This window comes from Bacteroides pyogenes, assembly GCF_014196225.1.
Classification (GTDB): Bacteria; Bacteroidota; Bacteroidia; order Bacteroidales; family Bacteroidaceae; genus Bacteroides; species Bacteroides pyogenes_A.
On the sequence record NZ_JACIDI010000003.1, the window covers coordinates 26,762 to 47,293 of the forward strand.

Below are 20,532 nucleotides of genomic sequence, written 5' to 3' on the forward strand. Positions count from 1 at the left end.
GCTCTTGTCCTCCTGCTCGAATGTCCCCGAAACCCCTTATCGAGGTCTGTCATTATTTCTTGTTAAATTGGTTCATCGTGATGTTTATGCCGGCCAGACAAAAGCTCTTGATGATTTCTCCGGCTTCTGCCAGCCTTTCATCCATTATCTTCCGGTCCTCATCGCTGAAATGTCCCAGTACATAATCCACTTGTCCGCCCTTGAGAAAACCATTCCCGATACCGAAGCGCAACCGGGCATAATTTTGAGTACCTAAGGTCGCTGCAATATGTTTCAGGCCGTTGTGCCCGGCATCGCTTCCTTTTCCTTTAAGCCGGAGAGAGCCGAAGGGCAACGCTATGTCGTCTACCACGACCAGCACGTTCTCCAAAGGAATATTTTCTTTCTGCATCCAGTAACGAAGTGCCAAGCCACTCAGGTTCATAAAGGTAGAGGGTTTAAGAAGGATGAGCAGTCGGCCTTTGATTGAAAAGGAAGTTGTGAATCCGTATCGTTTGTCAACGAAAGGAGCAGCATTGTTGGCTTTCGCTAATGCGTCCACCGTCATAAAACCTATGTTGTGGCGAGTCTCATGATACTCGGGGCCAATATTTCCCAGTCCTACAATCAGATATTTGATCATTAGTCTTTTGCTGTTTATTCGGGATAAAGAAAAAACGCAAATCAATGCAGACTAATGCAGAATAAACATCTGCTTTAATCTGCATCGATTTGCGTCTTACTATGATTTTTACAAGAATTCTCTCAGATTACTTGCTTGCAGCGGCTGCGGCTCCTCTTGCTGCACGAGTCAGCTTAACGGCACATACTACCGCGTCTTTTGCGCTCATCAGTTCCAAGCCTTCGAAGCTCAGTTCGCCCACTTTGATGGTTTTACCCAGTCCCAGGTGAGAAACGTTGATTGTCAACTTCTCAGGAATTGCTTTGTATGGAGCCTTCACTTTGATTTTGCGCATTTGCAAAGCCAATTTACCACCGGCTTTCACACCTTCTGCCAAACCTTCCAATTGTACGGGCACTTCAATGACGATAGGCTTAACTTCGTCGATTTGATAGAAGTCTACGTGCAGAATGTTGTCTTTTACAGGATGGAATTGAATGTCTTTCAGAATGGCGTTTACCTTTTCGCCGTCGATATCCAAGTTTACGACATAGATGTGCGGAGTGTAAACCAGATTGCGAAGCCCTTCGTTGGCTACTGTGAAATGAACGGTTTCTCCCTTCCCGTAAAGTACGCAAGGTACACCGCCGTTTTTACGAATTTCCTTCAAAGCTCTTGCTTGTTCCGAAGAGCGTTCTGCAATAGCTCTTGCAGTTCCTTTTACTTCAATAGATTTCATTTCTAATTTTTTTGTGTTACTCTAAATTAAGTTAGTTTGCTTAATTCACCATCACACGATGTGGATTATCACACGATGTGCAAAAAGCGGTGCAAAAATACGGCTTCTTTTTGAAATATCAAAGGATAGGCGTTTTAAAAGTCGATATCGATCTTTATTTCATTGTCAAGTTCTCCACTCTGTACCTCTTTTTTCGGACTTTCTGCTATCTCTTCTTCTCCTTCTTGTCGAAGATTGATGAATTCGATAACCTCTGCCAAACCGGACATGAACTTCGAGAAATCTTCTTTATATAAGAAAATCTTGTGTTTTTCGAAGCTTACCTGTGACTCGTCACCTTCTCCCGTCACTATCTTCTTACTCTCAGTAATAGCCAGAAACATTTCATCTTTGCGATTCTTCTTTACATCAAGATAATAAATACGTTTCCCGGCTTTAATAGACTTGGAAAAAACAATCTCCTTGTCGTTCATGTCAGCATTCATTTTCTTTTTTAAATCTTCCATAAATTTCGGTCCGTTTATAATCGGCCTCAAAATTGGATATTTTTTTTAAACTGTCAAAAGAAAACGGGTAGAGAATGAAACGCAGCATTAAAAAAATGTGATTTCATAATGGAAAATCACTAAAAATATCTACTTTTGCAGTTCAAAATAACAGTATTAATTGAATTATGATCAACAGAGTTCTTATTCGTCTTAAAATTATACAGATTGTATATGCCTATTATCAGAATGGTAGCAAAAATTTAGACTCAGCGGAGAAGGAGTTATTCTTCAGCCTTTCGAAGGCATACGACCTTTATAATTATTTGCTTATGCTGATGATAGCATTGACGGAGTACGCACAGAAACGCATAGATGCGGCAAAAGCTAAATTAGCACCCACCAAAGAAGAACTGCATCCCAATACGAGGTTTGTCGATAACAAATTTGTTGCACAGTTAGAAGTCAATAAACAACTGATCGAGTTTGTCAACAGCCAGAAGAGGACGTGGACAAACGATCAGGGGTTTATCAAGGAACTTTATGAGAAAATAGTGGAGACGGATGTGTATAAGGAATATATGGCTTCGGACGACCATTCTTATGAAGTCGACCGCGAACTGTGGAGAAAGCTCTATAAAACCTGTATTTTCAATAATGAATCTCTTGACCAGTTGTTGGAAGACCAAAGCTTATACTGGAATGACGATAAAGAAATTGTGGATACGTTTGTGCTAAAAACAATCAAACGTTTCGACCCTAAAAACGGCGCCGATCAGGAGTTGCTTCCGGAATTTAAGGATGAAGAAGATCAAGAGTTCGCACGCCGTTTGTTTCGCCGTACTTTGTTGAATTCCGACTATTACCGCCATCTTATCAGCGAGAATACGAAGAACTGGGACTTAGACCGTATCGCTTTTATGGATATTGTCATTATGCAGACAGCTTTGGCGGAAATATTGAGTTTCCCCAATATCCCCGTCAGCGTTTCGTTGAATGAGTATGTGGAGATTGCCAAACTTTACAGCACATTGAAGAGCGGCAGTTTTATCAATGGCACTCTGGACGGAATAGTTAATCAATTGAAAAAAGAGGGAAAGTTAATCAAAAACTGATACCTTTGTTTATATAATAGAAACTAAAACTGATAATTTATGAACTTATTGATCGTCTTAATGCAAGCTCCTGCCGGAGCAGGAGGTGGAAGCATGATGTGGATTATGCTGATAGCCATGTTTGTTATCATGTATTTTTTTATGATCCGTCCTCAAAATAAGAAGCAGAAAGAAATAGCGAATTTCCGTAAGGCCCTTCAGGTGAATCAGCAGGTGATTACTGCCGGCGGAATTCATGGTATCATCAAGGAAATTACCGATGACTATGTGGTGCTTGAAATAGCTTCGAATGTAAAGATCAAGATAGACAAGAATTCTATTTTCGCTGATGCTTCGGCTGTCAACACTCAGTCTAAGTAATCTCTCTCTTGTAAATAAAAGCCTATGTTCGATCGTAGGAAAATAAAGTATTTGTATTTAAAAACATCCAGAAAAATTAAGGATTTCCTGCTTAGCGACGCAAGTGGGGAGTTCTTAATTTTTTTGTTTTTCTTCTTGATAGCATCCGCGTTTTGGCTGATTCAAACTTTGAATAATGATTACGAAAAGGAGTTTTCTATCCCTATTCAGATGAAAAACGTGCCGAACGATGTCGTGCTGACCTCCGAGCCTTCTTCCGAACTTCGCATAAAGTTGAGAGACAAAGGGACGGTGCTTTTGAATTATATGCTGGGGCAGAGTTTTTTCCCCATAAATCTGAATTTTCAGGATTATAAAATGCGTAACAACCATATTAAGATTTATGCGTCTGAATTTGAAAAGAAAATACTCAATCAATTGGCTGTTTCTACAAAAGTACTTTCGATAAAACCCGATACGCTGGATTATATTTATTCGGTAGGCAAGGCTAAACTGGTGCCGGTTCGCTTCCGCGGGAAAGTGACGGCAGGAGTTCAACATTATATTTCCGATACGATTTATAATCCCGATTCGGTGTCGGTCTATGCACCTGTGGAAGTGTTGGATACCATTACGGCAGCTTATACGCGGGAGGACGAGATCGAGAATATCTCGGATACCACCAGTCGCAAGCTCTCATTGGCGCCTGTGAAAGGGGCTAAGTTTATTCCCGGTACGGTTGAAGTGACGTTTCCGGTGGATATGTACACCGAAAAAACGGTTGAAGTGCCTTTGCGCGGAGTAAACTTCCCTGCCGACAAAGTGTTCCGTGCCTTCCCGTCGAAGGTTCAAGTTACTTTCCAAGTCGGTTTGAAACGTTTTCGGAGTATCGACTCTACCGACTTTATGATTAATGTTTCTTACGAGGATTTGTTGAATTCGGGTTCAGATAAATATAAAGTGAAGTTGAAATCGTATCCGGAAGGAATCGCTCAAATCCGTATCGTACCCGAACAAGTTGATTTCCTGATCGAACAACTCTCTTCCGATGGTTACTAAAATAGGACTTACAGGTGGCATCGGCAGTGGAAAGAGTGTGGTTTCCCGATTGCTAAGAATAATGGGAATTCCTGTGTATGATTCGGATACGGAAGCGAAGCGGATTATTGCTACAGACCATACCGTTCATCGGCAATTATCAGAATTGATCGGTCAGGATATTCTTCGAAACGGAGAATTGAACCGTTCTTTGTTGGCATCTTATTTATTCGCAAAACCGAATCATGCCGAAGGAGTGAACCGCATTGTTCATCCTCGCGTGAAGGAAGATTTCATCAGGTGGGCTTCTTCATACGAAGGTGAAAAAACTGTTGTCGCTATGGAAGCAGCCATTCTTCTGGAAGCCGGTTTTAAGAGCGAAGTGGATTTTGTGGTGATGGTGTATGCTCCGCCGGAAGCAAGGATTGCGCGCGCCATGAAACGCGACGGATTGTCCCGAGAGCAGGTCGTCGCCCGTATCGATTCGCAGATGTGCGATGAACTCAAGAGGAAGCAGGCGGATTTCGTGATAACGAATGATGGTGAGACCCCTCTCATACCGCAGGTTTTGGAGCTTATTTCTTTGCTATCTGAAAATAATCATTACCTTTGCTCCGCAAAAAAATAAATAATAAACAAAAAGGAATATACTATGTTGAAGACTATCTTGTCTATCTCGGGCAAACCGGGATTATACAAACTTGTTTCGCAAGGAAAAAATATGTTGATTGTCGAATCGATCAGCGCAGATAAAAAACGATTTCCCGCTTACGGGACTGAAAAAATTATCTCTTTGGCGGATATAGCCATGTATACCACTACGGAGGAAGTTCCTTTGGCCAATGTGTTGAGCGCCATGAAGGAGAAAGAAAACGGAGCTGTGGCTTCTGTCGACCAGAAGAAAGCCACTTCGGAGCAGCTGCGCGAATATTTGGCGGAAGTATTGCCCGATTTCGATCGTGACCGGGTGTACACGGGAGATATCAAAAAGCTGATATCGTGGTACAATATTTTGGTTACCAACGGTATTACCGATTTCGAACTGAAAGAAAAAGAAGAGTCTGCTCCTGAAGAGGAAGCGGCAGAGTAAGGCGGGAGGTGCTGAGATTTCCCGTATCGTTTTTTATCTTTCTCATTGCGGGAAGAAATATCTTCTCTTTCGTATCAACAACTGCGAGGCGTGTCCATAGAGGTGGGCGCGCCTCGTCTGTATGTATATCTTTGAAAATCCGTTTTACCGGACACACTGACCGGAACACTGTCCTCATATCTGCAAAATCCAAGATACTTGTTTCTTAAACGTATCTCCTTGTCTTACAGCCGTTCCTTTCGTAAGTCTGAAAAAGTACGTTTCAACGTCTCCGGTCGTCTTTACCAATCACCTTATAACTTATCATCATCATTGAAAAGTGTGTTGTTGGTTTTTCTTTTTAGAAACAACTGTTTTATTGTTAACCCAATAATTATGAGTCCTAAAACGATTGTGATCAGAATGAAAAAAGTGCCATGAAACGTTGTTACAATCCCGAAAAAACTCCAGTATAGGAATAATTTCATAATTTTATGCCAAGCATTGTTTTTCATAATTACTTGTTCCGGAAATGAGTATTATTGACAGATACGGAAATCATCATATCTTATTTTTTCGTTTTCTGTTAATGATGTATCAGTATTTTCACATAAAAGCAGTATTCTCAAGTCTGTTGTGAACATCTCAACAGGTCTTAAAATTAGAACTTTTTTTAGAAGTATGCAAGAAAGGAAATATAAATATTGGGGGCTCCAAATTTGATGGTCAATTATTTATCTCTTTGTTTGTTGCTGATAGAGCCTTTGTTTGTTGCTGATAGAGCCTTTGTTTGGTGCTAATAGAGCCTTTGTTTGCTGCTAATAGAGCTTTTGTTTTCCACTGATAGAGCCTTTGTTTGGTGCTGATAGAGCTTTTGTTTGGTGCTGATAGAGCTTTTGTTTGCTGCTGATAGAGCCTTTGTTTCTTACTGATGGAGATTTTGTCTGCTGCTAATAGAGCTTTTGTTTGCTGCTGATGGAGATTTTGTTTTCCACTGATGAAGCTTTAGTTTCCCACTGGGGAAACTTTTGTTTCCCGCTGATGAAACTTTTGTTTCCCCACGGGGAAACTTTGGTTTCCCACCGATGAAACAAAACGAACTATGAAAGTTCCGTTTCTGACGGCTATGGTTCCGTTCGAATTCGCATATTGTTATCGGAAAATAGGGGAATAAAAGAGTTGGAGAAGATGAAGCGGCGTGAATATGCAGAGAGTTTTTTTGAACAGTTCTCTTATTGAACTCTCGCTGCATGGCGACCGTCTGATTTCACTAAAGTTTGTGGAGCGTATCGGACTCGAACCGATCACCTTAACACTGCCAGTGTTACGCTCTAGCCAGATGAGCTAACGCCCCTTTTCTTTTTTGATGGCGCAAATATAATGCTATATTCTGAAATATTTGCTATGTTTGCGAAAATAAAATTTCAAAAAAGTAGAAATGTTGATTTATAATACGACTTTTCAGGTGGAAGATGATGCGCACGATAATTTCCTGATTTGGATAAAAGAGAGTTATATACCTGAAATAGAGGCTCACGGAGCGTTGAAGAGTCCCCGCCTTTGCCGGATATTGAGCCATCGTGACGAAGGAAGCAGTTATTCTCTTCAATGGGAAGTGGAAAACAGCGGATTGCTGCATCGCTGGCATTTGGAGCAGGGAGCGCGTTTGAACGGCGAACTGACGAAGATTTTTAAAGATAAGGTGATAGGGTTTCCTACATTAATGGAGGTGGTAGAGTGATTCAGCCGGTAAAAGAAAAGATAATTTTGGGGATTGACCCGGGCACCACAATCATGGGTTACGGGGTGCTGAGAGTGACAGGGACAAAACCCGAAATGATTGCAATGGGAGTCATCGACTTGCGTAAGTTTGCCAATCATTATCTCAAGTTGCGGCACATCCACGAGCGCGTGTTGAGCATTATCGAAAGTTATCTGCCCGACGAACTGGCTATCGAAGCTCCTTTCTTCGGAAAGAATGTGCAGTCGATGTTGAAGCTGGGACGGGCGCAAGGCGTAGCGATGGCGGTGGCTTTGAGCCGCGACATCCCCATAGCCGAATACGCGCCGCTGAAGATTAAGATGGCGATTACCGGAAACGGACAGGCATCGAAAGAGCAAGTGGCGGATATGTTGCAACGGATGTTGCATTTGCCGAAGGCGGATATGCCCGCTTTTACGGATGCCACCGATGCGTTGGCGGCTGCTTATTGTCACTTCCTGCAAATGGGGCGGCCGGTTGTGGAAAAAGGTTACCATGGATGGAAGGACTTTATTGCGAAGAATCCCGACCGGGTGAAGTGAACCTGCCGATGGAGCGGGCGGACAAGATGATTTTCGGGCATGAACGGTTGGGGCGAGGCCGATGGACGGGATAGGCAATAGACAAAGACTCATCAGAAACAGAAAGAGAGTGTGGAAATGAAGAAAGGAACAAATTATTTAGCGATATTGGGAGTGACTATGGCGACGACGATAATGAGTTGTTCTCCTGCGAAAAAGGAGTATGATTCTTACGAACTTTACCCGGTTCGTGCGGGAAGCCTCATCGAGATGGAGTATACGCCGGCACAAACCGATTTCACGCTTTGGGCGCCTACGGCGGACGAAGTACGGGTGATGCTGTACGAGGCGGGCGAAGGCGGACATGCTTTTCAGACGGTGAAGATGCAACCGCAAGCGGATGGCACTTGGCAGGCAAGGGTGAACAGCGACTTGATGGGGAAATTCTATACGTTTAACGTGAAGATAAAGGATAAGTGGCAGGGCGATACTCCGGGCATCAATGCGAGGGCTGTGGGAGTAAACGGCAAACGCGCGGCTATTATCGACCTCCGGACTACCAATCCCGAAGGATGGGAAGCCGACCGCCGTCCTTTGCTGAAGTCTCCTGCGGATATGATTATCTATGAGATGCACCATCGCGACTTTTCCATCGATTCCACTTCGGGAATTAAGCATCGGGGAAAATATTTGGCTCTGACCGAGCGCGGAACAACCAATCCCGACGGTCTGTCTACCGGTATCGACCATCTGAAGGAGCTGGGAGTCACGCACGTTCATCTGCTCCCTTCGTTCGATTATGCGTCTATCGATGAAAGCAAGACGGAGGACAACCGGTATAACTGGGGGTATGACCCGCAAAACTACAATGTGCCCGAAGGTTCTTATTCGACCGATCCGTACCGTCCCGAAGTTCGCATTAAAGAGTTCAAGCAAATGGTGCAGTCGTTGCACAAGGCCGGTATCGGAGTGATTATGGATGTGGTATATAACCATACGTTCAATACGGCCGAAAGTAACTTTGAGCGTACGGTGCCGGGCTATTTCTACCGGCATAAAAAGGACGGAAAGCCGGCAAACGGTTCGGGCTGCGGCAACGAGACTGCCAGCGAGCGGCCTATGATGCGCAAGTTCATGATAGAATCCGTGCTTTATTGGATAAACGAGTATCACATTGACGGCTTCCGGTTCGACTTGATGGGGATTCACGACATCGAGACGATGAACGAAATACGCAAGGCGGTCGATGCCGTCGACCCTGCGATTTGTATCTACGGCGAAGGATGGGCGGCGGAAACTCCGGAGTATCCCGCAGACTCTTTGGCTATGAAGAGTAATGTCTCCCGCATGCCGGGTATCGCGGTCTTTTCCGATGAATTGCGCGATGGCTTGTGCGGTCCCATCGGCGACAAGCATAAAGGAGCATTCCTTGCCGGACTTCCGGGAGGGGAGATGAGCGTCAAGTTCGGTATTGCAGGCGCCGTTCGGCATCCGCAGGTAGACTGCAACGCGGTGAACTACAGCCGTGAAGCATGGGCGGAGCAGCCTGTACAGATGATCGGTTATGTTTCGTGTCACGACGGACTGTGCCTGACCGATCGGCTGAAGGCGACGATGCCCGATATCAGCCTCGAACAGTTGGCCCGTTTGGATAAACTGGCCCAGACAGTCGTATTTACGTCGCAAGGCATTCCTTTTATTTATGCCGGAGAAGAGGTGATGCGCGACAAACAGGGGGTGGAAAACAGTTATAAAAGCCCCGATGCGGTAAACGCCATCGACTGGAGGCGCAAGACTGTCCATGAAGATGTATATACTTATTATAAACGGCTGATCGAGCTGCGAAAGTCTCACTCGGCTTTCCGTATGGGTGATGCCGAGAAGGTGCGGAAACATCTGGAGTTCCTTCCGGTCGAGGGAAGCAACTTGATTGCTTTCCGCCTCAAAGAACATGCGAACGGAGACTCGTGGAAGGAGATTGTGGTAGCCTTCAATGCGCGCGATTCTTTTGCGGAAGTGGAGGTTCCCGCAGGAAAGTATACCGTTGTTTGCAGGGATGGCACGATCGATCTTCGCGGATTGGGCGTTTTCAACGGGGAGAAGATAAGCATCCCGCCGCGATCGGCTTGGATTATGTACAGATGACTTTATTTCAAAAACAGTTAACCATATAAATTTAGTGAAGTTATGAAGTTTTTTATCGACACAGCCAACTTGGAGCAAATCAGAGAGGCATACGACCTCGGAGTATTGGACGGAGTGACCACCAACCCTTCGTTGATGGCTAAAGAAGGAATCAAGGGCGTTCAGAATCAACGCGATCATTATGTGAAGATCTGCGAGATTGTGAAAGGCGACGTCAGCGCGGAAGTCATTGCCACCGATTATGAAGGCATGATTCGCGAGGGAGAGGAACTTGCTGCCCTCAATCCGCATATCGTAGTCAAGGTTCCCTGTATTGCCGATGGTATTAAAGCTATCAAGCACTTTACGGCGAAAGGTATTCGGACCAATTGCACGTTGGTATTCTCCAAAGGTCAGGCTTTGCTTGCCGCAAAAGCCGGAGCCACTTATGTTTCGCCTTTCGTCGGCCGGTTGGACGACATCTCTGAGGATGGCATCGCATTGGTTGCGGATATCGTAGAGATGTACCGTTATTACGGATACGAGACGCAGGTGCTGGCAGCTTCCATTCGTCACACGAAGCATATCGTGGAGTGTGTGGAGGTGGGAGCCGATGTGGCTACTTGTCCGCTAAGTGCAATCAAGGGTCTGCTGAATCATCCGTTGACGGATTCCGGACTGAAGAAGTTTTTGGAAGACTATAAGAAAGTGAACGGATAAGACGGTTGCTTTTTTACAGCGTCTTTATTCAAAACATCGGCATCGAAGAGCCGGCAGACTGGGAAAAAAGAGATTCGATATGTCGAATGCGGATTCCCGGCGCGTTTGTTCTTCGATGCCGATATTTCTTTTTTTGATGCCGTAGAAAAGGGCTTTTCTTACATCTTCGGCAAAGTTACGTGGAAGTGCGGATTAGGCGTGTGTTGTTCGAAAACAATCTTTATCATTTTCTTTACCATTTTCGGATACCGCGCGGCCACATCGGAATCTTCGTGGATGTCTGTAGCCAAGTTGTAAAGCGAAGGCTTGCCTTTCTTTACCAATAATTTCCAATCACCCATCCTGACGGCTATCTGATCTGTTTCGTTGAATTCCCAATACAGAAAGTCGTGTTTCTTCTGCTTTTTCTTTCCTTGCAAGGTCGGTGCGAAAGAGATGCCGTCGAAGTATGTCTTTCCGCCTTTTTTGTTTGCGTACTTCTTTTGATAATCTTTCACTCCCGCCAATTCGCAGAATGTGGGCATCAGGTCGTAGAAAGCACAGATATGGTCGTTTACCGTGCCTTCGGGCACACGTCCCGGCCAGCGGGCAATGAAAGGAACACGGATACCTCCTTCGTGGCATTGGCGTTTAAGTCCTCTCAGCTTGCCGTCTCTGCCGAAGAACTCCGGATCGGCTCCTCCTTCTTCATGAGGTCCGTTATCGCTCGAAAAGATAACCAATGTGTTTTCATCCAACCCTTTTTCTTTCAGCTTTTTCAATACTTCGCCTACGTAATAATCGAGGCGGGTAATCATTCCGGCGAATTGCGCATGCGTATGCGTGACGGCGTGGTATCTCGAGGCTTCGGCTCCTTTAAAGTCCTTGTCCGGATGGAACTTCGCTTTATATTCGTTCAGAATGGAGTCTTCCGGTTGCACCAGCTCCGCATGGGGTAAGGTGTAAGTAAATATGCCGAAAAACGGTTGTTCGCCGTTTTGGCTGTCCAACCACTCCAAGGCTTTTTGGTGGATCAGGTCCGCCGAATATTGCGTACGTTTGAAATAATCGGGACCCGTCATCGGATAACGGATGTTTTCATCCATTACAACACGAACCACACCCGTATCGCCCAGAGCTTTGCTGTATCTGTTCAGAAAATTGGGATAATAGGAGTGAGCCTGAAACTGGCAGATGTATCCGTAATACTCGTCGATTCCCCGTTTGTCGGGAGTGGAGACAGAACCTTCGTAGCCTCCTGCCCATTTGCCGAACATCCCGGTGGTATATCCGTTGTCTTTCATGATTTCGGGTAACACGATGTGATCGGGGTCGTAGGGGTGTTGCCCCACTACAGCGTATTCTTTGTTTTCACCATACATTACGGTAGGTGAGTTCGTCCAATACTCCTTGTTGCCTCTCACTTCGCAATGACCGATGTGTTGCCCTGTCATGAAAGCTGCCCGTGATGGCGCGCTGACCGGGCTTCCGGCATAAGCCTGGGTGAATAGCATCCCTTCTTTTGCCATGTTGTCCAAATGCGGTGTCCGGATGAATGGTTGTCCGTAACACCCCAAGTCTCCGTAACCCATGTCGTCGCAAAGAATAAAAATGATGTTGGGTTTCTCTTTGGTTTGTCCGTAGGCGAAGAGCGATGAGAGAAGCAGCGTGCTTCCCGTAAGACAGATTGATTGGTAATTCATGTTATTTGTGTTTTTAAAGTGTGATTCCTTTTCAGGTTGTCTGCGACAAAAATACGATTCTCCGTTGAATTATTCACAACCTTGGCGGGTTATTTACTTTTTCTTTGCTCGAAAGGGTATGAATTTTAAATATAAATGGTTTTCTTTGTAAGAAATATGGTGAAATCGTAAAAAAAGACAAAAGAATGATTACCGAAGATTTGCAAAAGTTATATCAAACATACACGGGCGCGTCTGCCGAAACCATCACCGAGTTGCCCTCGTCCGGCTCCAACCGTCGCTACTTCCGCCTGAAAGGCGACCGTACGCTGATCGGGGTTTATGGAACCTCTATCGAAGAGAACGACTCTTTTCTGTATATGGCAGACCATTTTCGTAAGGCGGGCATCCCTGTCCCTGAGGTCTATTGCATGTCGGACGACAAGTTCTGCTATCTGCAAGAAGACTTGGGCGATGTGTTGCTTTTCAACGCTATCGAAAAAGGGCGTCTGACCAGTGTTTTCTCCGAAGAAGAGAAAGAAATGCTGCGTAAAACCGTTCGCCTCCTTCCTGTCATCCAGTTTGTCGGGGCCGATGGTTTCGACTTTTCCCGTTGCTATCCTCAGCCGGAATTCAACCAACGTTCCATTCTGTGGGATTTGAATTATTTCAAATACTGTTTCCTCAAGGCTACCGGGATGGAGTTTCAGGAAGACAGGCTCGAAGACGACTTTCAGAAGATGAGCGATGTGCTGTTGCGCAGTTCTTCCGCCACATTCATGTATCGCGACTTTCAAAGCCGAAACGTGATGTTGAGGGAAGGAGAGCCTTGGCTCATCGACTTTCAGGGAGGGCGCAAAGGGCCGTTTTATTATGATGTAGCCTCTTTTTTGTGGCAGGCCAAGGCACGTTATCCCGAAAGTCTCCGTCGTGAATTGTTGGAAGAATATCTGGAAGCGCTGCGTAAATATAAACCGATCGATGAGGCCTATTTTTACAGTCAGCTCCGTCATTTTGTCCTTTTCCGTACATTGCAGGTGTTGGGAGCTTACGGCTTTAGAGGGTATTTCGAGAAGAAGCCCCACTTTATTCAGAGTGTGCCATACGCTATCGAGAATTTGCGGGAACTGTTGAAAGAGGAGTATCCCGAATATCCTTACCTTTGCCGGGTGCTTAGGGAACTGACCTGGCTGAAACAGTTTACCGATGATTTAAAGAAACGCCAGCTTACGGTAAGAGTGATGAGCTTTGCTTACAAAAAGGGGATTCCGAACGATCCCACAGGCAACGGCGGAGGCTTTGTGTTCGATTGTCGCGCGGTGAACAATCCCGGCAAGTATGAACGCTACAAACCGTTTACCGGTTTGGACGAGCCTGTTATCCGCTTTCTCGAAGAAGACGGAGAGATTGTCGGCTTCCTCGAACACGCTTGTGCACTGGTCGACGCTTCGGTAAAACGCTACATGGAGCGCGGATTTACACATCTTTCCATTTGCTTCGGTTGCACGGGCGGACAGCACCGTTCTGTATATTCTGCCCAACATTTGGCGGAACATCTGAACCGTAAATTCGGGGTGAAGGTGGAACTGATGCATCGTGAGCAGAATATAGAACAAACTTTTGAAGCCGCCGTCTGATTATGAAAGCCATGATTTTTGCCGCCGGCATGGGAACGCGGCTTAAACCGCTCACGAATACGATGCCCAAGGCGCTTGTTCCTGTTGCCGGTCGCCCTATGCTCGAACATGTTATCTTAAAACTGAAAGCGGCGGGTTTTACCGAACAAGTTGTGAATATCCATCATTTCGGCGAACAAATTATAGACTTTCTTCGTGCCAACAGGAATTTCGGTATCACCATCCATATATCCGACGAACGGGATTTCTTGCTCGATACGGGTGGAGGAATCAAGAAAGCGCGCCGTTTCTTCGGACATTCCGATGAACCGTTTCTGGTTCATAATGTAGATATTCTGTCGGATATCGATTTGCAGGAACTTTACGGCTTTCATCTGAAGCATGGAGGAGAGGCCACTTTGCTTGCCAGCAGCCGCAAAACATCCCGTTATCTGCTTTTCGATGCTGAAGACCGTCTCTGTGGCTGGACAAACAAAAACACCGGCGAATTGAAGCCGGAGGGAATCTGTTATGATTCCGGCATATATCGGGAGTACGCTTTCAGCGGCATTCATATCCTTTCCCCTTCTGTCTTTTCACTGATGGATGATCCTCGTTGGGAAGGGAAGTTTTCAATCATAGACTTCTATCTTTCTACTTGTCGGCAGGCTGATTATCGGGGTTGCTTGATGAATAATCTGCGGCTGTTGGATATCGGTAAACCGGAAACTTTATTGCAGGCTGAAAGTTTTATGTAATTTTATCTCCAAAACCCATATAGAGACGGTCTTTACCTAAACGTTCAGAGATTGTGTACCAACTCCAATGTGTGTAAATCATAGATTTGAATCTCACTTTGATCGGTCTTATCATACTTCTTATTGTTGTTCGTGTCTTTATATCCAACAATAACAGCCCTTCCGGTTTCCTTGTTTACAGTCCAATTTCTGACAAAGAAGTTATCATCCGTTAGTTGTTTCTTCTTTTTTCCATCGGTTGATAAAGCTATTATTTGCATAGGGTCATTCCATCCTATACCTTTTTTCCCGTCTAAATCGACGGTTTTGGTCGGAATGAGAATTAAATTAATTCCCAAGCTGTCTATTTTGACCTGAATAGCTTCTCCAATATAGGCTTTCTTATCAAAAATGACATGGTGCGAATCCCCATTCTTCGTATTGATAAAAAGCAGAGATTTCTCGGTAACTTTCGGTAGTTTCCCCTGTTCTTCAACTCTCGCAACGACATACTCCGTTCCTTGTATCTCGGTCAGCTTATCAAAATGAATATGACTGTATTTGTTCTGTCCATACATCAGGCTGCTTAAGCTAAAAAATAGAACAACAGGAAGTAGCTTCATCTTCATTATTGTTTATATTTACTAAAAATATGATTATCAGAAATAAAAATAAGATGATAATAGGAGAAGCCGAAAGCGCCTATACCTAACATTCTACTTTGCGAAGATTTAACCGTAGCGAAGGAATTCTTGCGTAAGCAGCTTCCGGACAACTCATTCCCTTTTCACTTGCCTTCATCTACTGCGCCAATGTCACTCCGACTTCATTCATCTCTACCTTGGCAGGCATAGCATCGGGCGAAATGGCTTGCAAACGGATGAAACGCGCCTTTACATTCTTGCCGAAAGCAACTGTTTGCGGTAGCGGATTGTGCATAATATTGCTAAACTCTCCGCTCGTAGGAACTTCCGTCCAACTGCTTCCATCCACGCTCACATAGAATTTATACCGGAAAGCCATCGTCGGTTTTGCCTCCGCATTCGAAGGAGCGTATGTAAAAGCGGCGAGAGCTACAATCTTTCCCAAGTCGATTGTCAATGGCGAGTCGGTAATCTTTTTCCATTCCGCACGCGGTAAGTTGTTCCACTCCTCACGTTTAGCCGCCTCTTCCAACGGTGCGGCATAGAAAGCCCCTACTTGCTCGATGTGTGCAGTCAAACGGCATTCCGGTATTTTCACACGCAATTTAGTTGCCGTTACTTCCGGAAAACGAAGCAGACGCTTGTAGCCTATCGTCGTACCTCTACCGACTTCTTTCCATCCGTCTTCAGTCAACGCTTCTACAGTAAAGGCTTCCACACGCTGCCCTTTGGCAATATCCTCCTGAAGCATCACTACATTGATTTTTGATCCCGATTTTAAAGAGTAAACCGCTTCACTGCCGGGCTCGGCATTCCAATAGCGGTTGCCTTTCTTCACCCGATTGTCGGCAAACACTTTGTCCCGATAAGCGGCAAATTCCTTCAATCGGTGCACATCCGTCTCATGAATCAATCCGCGACGGTCGGGCGGTATATTCAGCAAAAGCACAGAGTTGTAGCCCACCGACTGAAAATAAATATCGTTCAACTGCTTTAGCGACTTCACCTTATTATCTTCTTCGGCATGGTAGAACCATCCCGGGCGAATGGACACGTCGACCTCCGAAGGATACCAGAACAACTCGGTGGCTTTTTCAAGCATAGCGCGGCTTCCAAGATCTTTCGCCTGACTGAAAACGCCCAATCGTTTGTTGCTTTCTTCCGAACGGGCATACACACCGGGAGCCAGTACTGTGGCGCTCCACTCCGTCTCACGTCCCAGTCCTCTTTCATTACCTACCCAGCGCACATCATCGCCCATGATCGCCATTACGGCTTTCGGTTGCAAACGCTGGATGGTTCTGTAAAAAGCGTCCCAATCATAGATCTGCTTCTTGCCGTTCGGTCCTTCGCCGTTGGCTCCGTCGAACCAAACCTCGTGCACTTCGCCGTAATTGGTAAGCAACTCCGTCAGTTGCCGGATAAAGAATTCGTTGTATCGGGGGGAGTCGCCGTAACATTCCGCGTTCCGGTCCCACGGCGAAAGGTAGACCCCGAACTTCATTCCATATTTATCGCAAGCCGCACGAAGTTCTTTCACAACGTCTCCCTTGCCGTCACGCCAAGGCGATGAAGCTACGGAGTGACGGGTCGTTGCGGTGGGCCAAAGGCAGAAACCATCATGATGTTTCGCTGTAAGAATTACCATTTTAAACCCCGATTCTTTCAGGCTGCGCACCCATTGTTCCGCATCCAGTTCGGAAGGATTGAAAAGTGCCGGATCTTCTTTCCCGTTTCCCCATTCACGTCCTGTAAAGGTATTGATACCGAAGTGCAGGAAAGCCGTCAGTTCCAGACGTTGCCAGGCAAGCTGCTGAGAGGTGGGAATAAGGCGGGCAGCTATGTCTACTTTTTGTTGAAGTGTGGCCCCTGCCGGAAATTCTACGTGTTTTACGAAGTAATTTTCTTTCTTTTGAGCTTGTGCGATCCATGATACAGCACTTAACAGAAAGAGAGCGATGAGTAGTTTTTTCATGATTCTATTTTTATTTGGTTTTACTGATGCCGCAAATATAAAACTTTTATTTACATGGTGAAGGGAAGAGCTACTTGATTTTTTCTTTTTACAGCTTTTATTTGCTCCATTCGCAGCTTTCGTCTGCTTCGTTTACAACTTGCACTTGCTTCGTTTACAGCCTCCGTTTGGATGATTTACAGCTTGCACTTGCCTCATTTGCAGTCTCCGTTTGCCTGACTTACGACTTGCACTTGCCTGATTTACAGTTTGCACTTGCTTCATTTACGGCTTCCATCTGCTTCGTTTACAGCTTGCATTTGCTTCATTTACAGTCTCCGTTTGCCTGACTTACAGCTTGCATTTGCTTCATTTACAGTCTCCGTTTGCCTGACTTACAGCTTGCACTTGCCTCATTTGCAGCCTTCATTTACCTGATTTACAGCTTTCACTTGCCTCATTTGCAGTCTCTGTTTGCCTGATTTACAGCTTGCACTTACTTCATTTACAGCTTGTATTTGCGTCACTTATAGCTTTAGCAAGTTTCTTTTAGGACTTCTTTACGTATCACTTATAGCTTCTTTCACGGCTTCTTTGCAGGTGTATTTTTCTCTCGTCCAGTCCTTTTCAAACGCTATACCAACCGTTATGCAAATAGCCCGAAGATATGCTAAAGCTCAAATGAATTCGATGTTTTTCAGAGCAGACGTATTAGCTTGGACATACCGCCTTCCACATGTAGCCGGAGATTGATTGCGAATCAATCCCGAAGAATAAGTTCGAAGTCGGCAAAAACAGGAAGATGGTCGCTGATGCCACCCTGATATTTCACCCCTTTGTAGGTGCGGTAGGGTTCTTTCCCACCGTACTTCTCGTCTTTTATCAGCAGAAAAGGAAGACGGGCAACATCCGCTTTCTCCTCGCTTGTGTGGAAATCGGCAGAGGAGTTGAGTAGCCTTCCCGACACGATGATGTGGTCGAGCAATCCCCACTTGCCTTGATGTTTGTAAGAACCGAAGTCCCGCGATTTTGCTTTACGTGCCAGCAGGTGGTACAGCTTGAGTGGAGAGGGAAGAGTGCCGGATGTGTTATCCGTTCCAAGCGGAGGGGCTTGGGCATCTAATATAAGCCGGATCGACTTGTCGGTAGGGTAGTCGTTGAAGTCCCCCATGATTATGAGTTGGGGATGTTGGCGTGCGCGCAGAATGCTGTCGGCTTCTTTTCGCAATCTCCGGGCGACCTGAAGCCGGTAGGATTCGGACTCTTTGACTCCTCCCGAACGGGACGGAAAATGTGCGATGAGCAGATCCAACGTGTCGTTCGTCAACACCAAACCGGAAACATGCAATATGTCTCTTGTCGGCTGATAGCCTTTGGAAGGCGGTACGGTGATGGCGCGTGAAGCAAGCAGTTTGAACCTGTCCCGCTGATAGAGCAGGGCTACATCAATGCCTCGTGCATCGGGCGATTGGGTCATTACGTAACGATACCCCGACTTCCTTAGCGGAGAGCGCCGGGTCAGGTCGCGCAGTACCGTGTCGTTCTCCACTTCGCAGAGAGCGACCAATGCCGGCGGATTCCATTGCCCGACAGCTGTTATCGTACGGGCTACGTCCGTCAGTTTCTTCTTGTATCTTCCGTAGTGCCATCTCCGAAGCGCGTCGGGCAGAAACTCACGGTCGTTCTTCATCATGTCATGGCGGGTGTCGAAAAGATTCTCCACATTCCAACTCATCACCCGGAAGGGAATTTTGATTTGTCCTTTCAGCGGCAGGGAAAGACAACAGCATGCGATAAAAAAGAAAGAAAGAGCGCGCGGAAAGTCTGCTTTTAACGATTTTACCCTGTGGCGGATAACCGTAGCAAGGGTAAATTTGGTGTTAAAGAACCTTCCGGACACTCTCTCTCTTTTTGATGATTGCTCTCTGCTTACTTATTTCTTAGCGGGAACATTGGCCAGAATATCCAGCAAGTGTTTCCAGAATTTCTCTACCGACGGAATGTGCAACCGCTCATCGGGAGAGTGTACTCCGGTCATTGTCGGGCCGAAAGAAACCATGTCCAGCGTAGGATATTTGTCGAGGAACAGTCCGCATTCCAGTCCGGCATGGATGGCTTTTACTTTCGCTTCCTCTCCGAACAGGCGTTTGTACGATTCGGCTGCCACCTGAAGGATGGCAGAGTGCGGATTGGGTTTCCACCCCGGATATCCGTCGCCGAAAGTTACTTTGGCTCCCGCCAGCCGGAAAGTGGCGCGTACGGTATTCGCCATATCGTCGCGTGCCGAGAGAATAGAGCTGCGTTGACTCGTTTCGATGCGGATCGTGTGGTCGGGTTTCATTTTGACGGAAGCCAGATTGGTAGAAGTTTCCACCAGTCCCGGAATATCCTGACTCATGGCGTATACGCCGTGATGTACCGCATAAAGAGCTTTCAGCAAGCGGGCGGTAGTGTCTTGGTCGATAGCTGTTTGACGGGGAGCCTCCGATTCCAACAACAGTTTCAAGTCGGGTTCCGTCACCGCCAGTTCGTTTTCCACTTCGCTCGTGAAAAGATTCAGTTCCGTACGTACGTCGTGCTTGGCGCCTTCCGGAACGGCACAGATGGCGTATGCTTCGCGCGGGATGGCGTTTCGCAGGTTGCCTCCGTTGATTTCGCAAAGGTAGAAATCATGCTTTTCGCTTACACGCGTCAGGAAGCGGTTCAGTATCTTGTTGGCATTTCCTCTTCCCAAATGAATGTCTCCTCCGGAGTGACCGCCTTTGAGACCTTTCACTTCTACTTTGAAAAAGAAGTATCCGGCGGGAACCTCCACTTCCTTATAGGTGAATTCCGCTACGGAGTCGATGCCTCCTGCGCAACCGATGAAGAGTTCTCCTTCATCTTCCGAATCCAGATTCAACAGGATATCGCCGCTCAGGAAACCCTCTTTCAGAGCGAAGGCGCCGGTCAGTCCGGTTTCTTCGTCTACCGTAAACAAGCATTCCAACGGGCCATGCTCGATGCTGTCGTCTGCCAGAACAGCCAGCTCCGTAGCCACACCGATACCGTTGTCGGCACCCAGCGTCGTTCCTTTGGCTTTCAGCCATTCTCCGTCTATCTCCGTTTCAATGGGGTCGGTCAGGAAATCGTGTTCCACATTATTGTTCTTCTCGCATACCATGTCGACATGCGATTGCATAATGACTGTTTGCAAATGCTCTTTCCCCGGAGTGGCAGGCTTTTTAATCAGCACATTGCCCGCTTCGTCTACCTTGGTTTCAAGGTTGTGTTTCACTCCGAACGCCTTCAGGTAGGCGATCATTCTTTCTTCCTTCTTCGAAGGACGCGGCACTTGGCAAATCTCTTCAAAGTACTTGAATATGCCGGCCGGCTTTAATTCTTTTTTTTCCATGCAGTTTTCTTTT

The 20,532-nt window shown here is 46.1% G+C and carries 19 protein-coding genes and 1 tRNA gene; 11 read left to right on the forward strand and 9 right to left on the reverse strand.

Going from position 1 to position 20,532, the window contains the following annotated elements; all coding sequences use genetic code 11:
- Positions 1 to 52: 52 nt before the first annotated feature.
- The 3 genes from pth to GGR07_RS02460 form a co-directional block, all read right to left on the reverse strand.
- Positions 53 to 619 carry an aminoacyl-tRNA hydrolase gene (gene pth / locus GGR07_RS02450; protein ID WP_034543211.1) on the reverse strand — a complete coding sequence of 189 codons (567 nt, stop codon included), beginning with the start codon at positions 617 to 619 and terminating at the stop codon, positions 53 to 55.
- 130 nt (positions 620 to 749) lie between these two features.
- Positions 750 to 1,340, reverse strand: a complete 591-nt coding sequence (locus GGR07_RS02455) for a 50S ribosomal protein L25/general stress protein Ctc (protein ID WP_021644356.1) — start codon at positions 1,338 to 1,340, stop codon at positions 750 to 752.
- A 134-nt stretch (positions 1,341 to 1,474) separates the two neighbouring features.
- The gene (locus GGR07_RS02460; protein ID WP_021644357.1) at positions 1,475 to 1,846 is read right to left on the reverse strand and encodes a DUF3276 family protein; all 372 of its coding nucleotides are present in this window, start codon (positions 1,844 to 1,846) and stop codon (positions 1,475 to 1,477) included.
- A gap of 167 nt (positions 1,847 to 2,013) precedes the next feature.
- Between GGR07_RS02460 and nusB the strand changes: the two genes are divergently transcribed.
- The 5 genes from nusB to GGR07_RS02485 are packed head-to-tail and all read left to right on the forward strand — an operon-like array spanning position 2,014 to position 5,407.
- Positions 2,014 to 2,940 (forward strand): transcription antitermination factor NusB, encoded by a 927-nt coding sequence (gene nusB, locus GGR07_RS02465; protein WP_021644358.1) that lies wholly within the window; start codon positions 2,014 to 2,016, stop codon positions 2,938 to 2,940.
- 39 nt (positions 2,941 to 2,979) lie between these two features.
- Entirely contained in the window at positions 2,980 to 3,300 is a 321-nt protein-coding gene (gene yajC, locus GGR07_RS02470; protein WP_021644359.1) for a preprotein translocase subunit YajC, read from the forward strand.
- A 24-nt stretch (positions 3,301 to 3,324) separates the two neighbouring features.
- On the forward strand, positions 3,325 to 4,338 hold the full coding sequence (locus GGR07_RS02475) for a CdaR family protein (protein ID WP_021644360.1): 1,014 nt from the start codon (positions 3,325 to 3,327) through the stop codon (positions 4,336 to 4,338).
- Entirely contained in the window at positions 4,328 to 4,945 is a 618-nt protein-coding gene (gene coaE / locus GGR07_RS02480; protein WP_021644361.1) for a dephospho-CoA kinase, read from the forward strand. The genes GGR07_RS02475 and coaE overlap by 11 nt, the downstream gene beginning before the upstream one ends.
- A 24-nt stretch (positions 4,946 to 4,969) precedes the next feature.
- Positions 4,970 to 5,407: a DUF5606 family protein gene (locus tag GGR07_RS02485; protein WP_021644362.1), complete on the forward strand. Its 438-nt coding sequence runs from the start codon at positions 4,970 to 4,972 to the stop codon at positions 5,405 to 5,407.
- A 1,259-nt stretch (positions 5,408 to 6,666) separates the two neighbouring features.
- On the opposite strand, the gene GGR07_RS02490 is transcribed toward GGR07_RS02485, so the two are convergent.
- Positions 6,667 to 6,740: transfer RNA gene (locus GGR07_RS02490), tRNA-Ala, on the reverse strand.
- 84 nt (positions 6,741 to 6,824) lie between these two features.
- Here GGR07_RS02490 and GGR07_RS02495 point away from each other — a divergent pair.
- The 4 genes from GGR07_RS02495 to fsa all read left to right on the forward strand — a co-directional run bounded on the left by GGR07_RS02495 (position 6,825) and on the right by fsa (position 10,513).
- Positions 6,825 to 7,127: a DUF4286 family protein gene (locus GGR07_RS02495; RefSeq protein ID WP_021644365.1), complete on the forward strand. Its 303-nt coding sequence runs from the start codon at positions 6,825 to 6,827 to the stop codon at positions 7,125 to 7,127.
- Complete coding sequence (gene ruvC / locus GGR07_RS02500; RefSeq protein ID WP_021644366.1) at positions 7,124 to 7,690, forward strand: crossover junction endodeoxyribonuclease RuvC; 567 nt, start codon at positions 7,124 to 7,126, stop codon at positions 7,688 to 7,690. Before GGR07_RS02495 ends, ruvC begins: the two co-directional genes overlap by 4 nt.
- Positions 7,691 to 7,807: 117 nt before the next feature.
- Positions 7,808 to 9,814 carry a type I pullulanase gene (gene pulA, locus GGR07_RS02505; RefSeq protein ID WP_034543195.1) on the forward strand — a complete coding sequence of 669 codons (2,007 nt, stop codon included), beginning with the start codon at positions 7,808 to 7,810 and terminating at the stop codon, positions 9,812 to 9,814.
- A 42-nt stretch (positions 9,815 to 9,856) separates the two neighbouring features.
- Positions 9,857 to 10,513, forward strand: coding sequence for a fructose-6-phosphate aldolase (gene fsa, locus GGR07_RS02510; protein WP_021644368.1), 657 nt, complete (start codon positions 9,857 to 9,859; stop codon positions 10,511 to 10,513).
- Positions 10,514 to 10,671: 158 nt separating this feature from the next.
- On the opposite strand, the gene GGR07_RS02515 is transcribed toward fsa, so the two are convergent.
- Positions 10,672 to 12,195 carry an arylsulfatase gene (locus GGR07_RS02515; RefSeq protein WP_034543196.1) on the reverse strand — a complete coding sequence of 508 codons (1,524 nt, stop codon included), beginning with the start codon at positions 12,193 to 12,195 and terminating at the stop codon, positions 10,672 to 10,674.
- 185 nt (positions 12,196 to 12,380) lie between these two features.
- Between GGR07_RS02515 and GGR07_RS02520 the strand changes: the two genes are divergently transcribed.
- Both GGR07_RS02520 and GGR07_RS02525 read left to right on the forward strand, forming a co-directional pair.
- Entirely contained in the window at positions 12,381 to 13,811 is a 1,431-nt protein-coding gene (locus tag GGR07_RS02520) for a RapZ C-terminal domain-containing protein (RefSeq protein ID WP_034543197.1), read from the forward strand.
- 2 nt (positions 13,812 to 13,813) lie between these two features.
- Complete coding sequence (locus tag GGR07_RS02525; protein ID WP_021644372.1) at positions 13,814 to 14,548, forward strand: nucleotidyltransferase family protein; 735 nt, start codon at positions 13,814 to 13,816, stop codon at positions 14,546 to 14,548.
- Between the two features lie 44 nt (positions 14,549 to 14,592).
- On the opposite strand, the gene GGR07_RS02530 is transcribed toward GGR07_RS02525, so the two are convergent.
- The 4 genes from GGR07_RS02530 to GGR07_RS02545 form a co-directional block, all read right to left on the reverse strand.
- Complete coding sequence (locus GGR07_RS02530) at positions 14,593 to 15,150, reverse strand: hypothetical protein (protein WP_147298162.1); 558 nt, start codon at positions 15,148 to 15,150, stop codon at positions 14,593 to 14,595.
- A gap of 178 nt (positions 15,151 to 15,328) precedes the next feature.
- A complete protein-coding gene (locus GGR07_RS02535) occupies positions 15,329 to 17,146 on the reverse strand; it encodes an alpha-L-fucosidase (RefSeq protein WP_034543198.1) in 1,818 nt (605 codons plus the stop codon).
- A gap of 739 nt (positions 17,147 to 17,885) precedes the next feature.
- Positions 17,886 to 18,920, reverse strand: a complete 1,035-nt coding sequence (locus GGR07_RS02540; RefSeq protein WP_081724030.1) for an endonuclease/exonuclease/phosphatase family protein — start codon at positions 18,918 to 18,920, stop codon at positions 17,886 to 17,888.
- 138 nt (positions 18,921 to 19,058) lie between these two features.
- Positions 19,059 to 20,519: an aminoacyl-histidine dipeptidase gene (locus tag GGR07_RS02545; RefSeq protein WP_122056636.1), complete on the reverse strand. Its 1,461-nt coding sequence runs from the start codon at positions 20,517 to 20,519 to the stop codon at positions 19,059 to 19,061.
- Between the last annotated feature and the right edge of the window lie 13 nt (positions 20,520 to 20,532).

Bases quoted from the DNA above. Each gene is read 5' to 3' on its own strand.
- GGR07_RS02455 (WP_021644356.1), bottom strand. From the start codon at position 1,340: ATGAAATCTATTGAAGTAAAAGGAACTGCAAGAGCTATTGCAGAACGC.
- GGR07_RS02460 (WP_021644357.1), bottom strand. From the start codon at position 1,846: ATGGAAGATTTAAAAAAGAAAATGAATGCTGACATGAACGACAAGGAG.
- nusB (WP_021644358.1), top strand. From the start codon at position 2,014: ATGATCAACAGAGTTCTTATTCGTCTTAAAATTATACAGATTGTATAT.
- yajC (WP_021644359.1), top strand. From the start codon at position 2,980: ATGAACTTATTGATCGTCTTAATGCAAGCTCCTGCCGGAGCAGGAGGT.
- GGR07_RS02475 (WP_021644360.1), top strand. From the start codon at position 3,325: ATGTTCGATCGTAGGAAAATAAAGTATTTGTATTTAAAAACATCCAGA.
- coaE (WP_021644361.1), top strand. From the start codon at position 4,328: ATGGTTACTAAAATAGGACTTACAGGTGGCATCGGCAGTGGAAAGAGT.
- GGR07_RS02485 (WP_021644362.1), top strand. From the start codon at position 4,970: ATGTTGAAGACTATCTTGTCTATCTCGGGCAAACCGGGATTATACAAA.
- GGR07_RS02495 (WP_021644365.1), top strand. From the start codon at position 6,825: ATGTTGATTTATAATACGACTTTTCAGGTGGAAGATGATGCGCACGAT.
- pulA (WP_034543195.1), top strand. From the start codon at position 7,808: ATGAAGAAAGGAACAAATTATTTAGCGATATTGGGAGTGACTATGGCG.
- fsa (WP_021644368.1), top strand. From the start codon at position 9,857: ATGAAGTTTTTTATCGACACAGCCAACTTGGAGCAAATCAGAGAGGCA.
- GGR07_RS02515 (WP_034543196.1), bottom strand. From the start codon at position 12,195: ATGAATTACCAATCAATCTGTCTTACGGGAAGCACGCTGCTTCTCTCA.
- GGR07_RS02520 (WP_034543197.1), top strand. From the start codon at position 12,381: ATGATTACCGAAGATTTGCAAAAGTTATATCAAACATACACGGGCGCG.
- GGR07_RS02525 (WP_021644372.1), top strand. From the start codon at position 13,814: ATGAAAGCCATGATTTTTGCCGCCGGCATGGGAACGCGGCTTAAACCG.
- GGR07_RS02530 (WP_147298162.1), bottom strand. From the start codon at position 15,150: ATGAAGCTACTTCCTGTTGTTCTATTTTTTAGCTTAAGCAGCCTGATG.
- GGR07_RS02535 (WP_034543198.1), bottom strand. From the start codon at position 17,146: ATGAAAAAACTACTCATCGCTCTCTTTCTGTTAAGTGCTGTATCATGG.
- GGR07_RS02545 (WP_122056636.1), bottom strand. From the start codon at position 20,519: ATGGAAAAAAAAGAATTAAAGCCGGCCGGCATATTCAAGTACTTTGAA.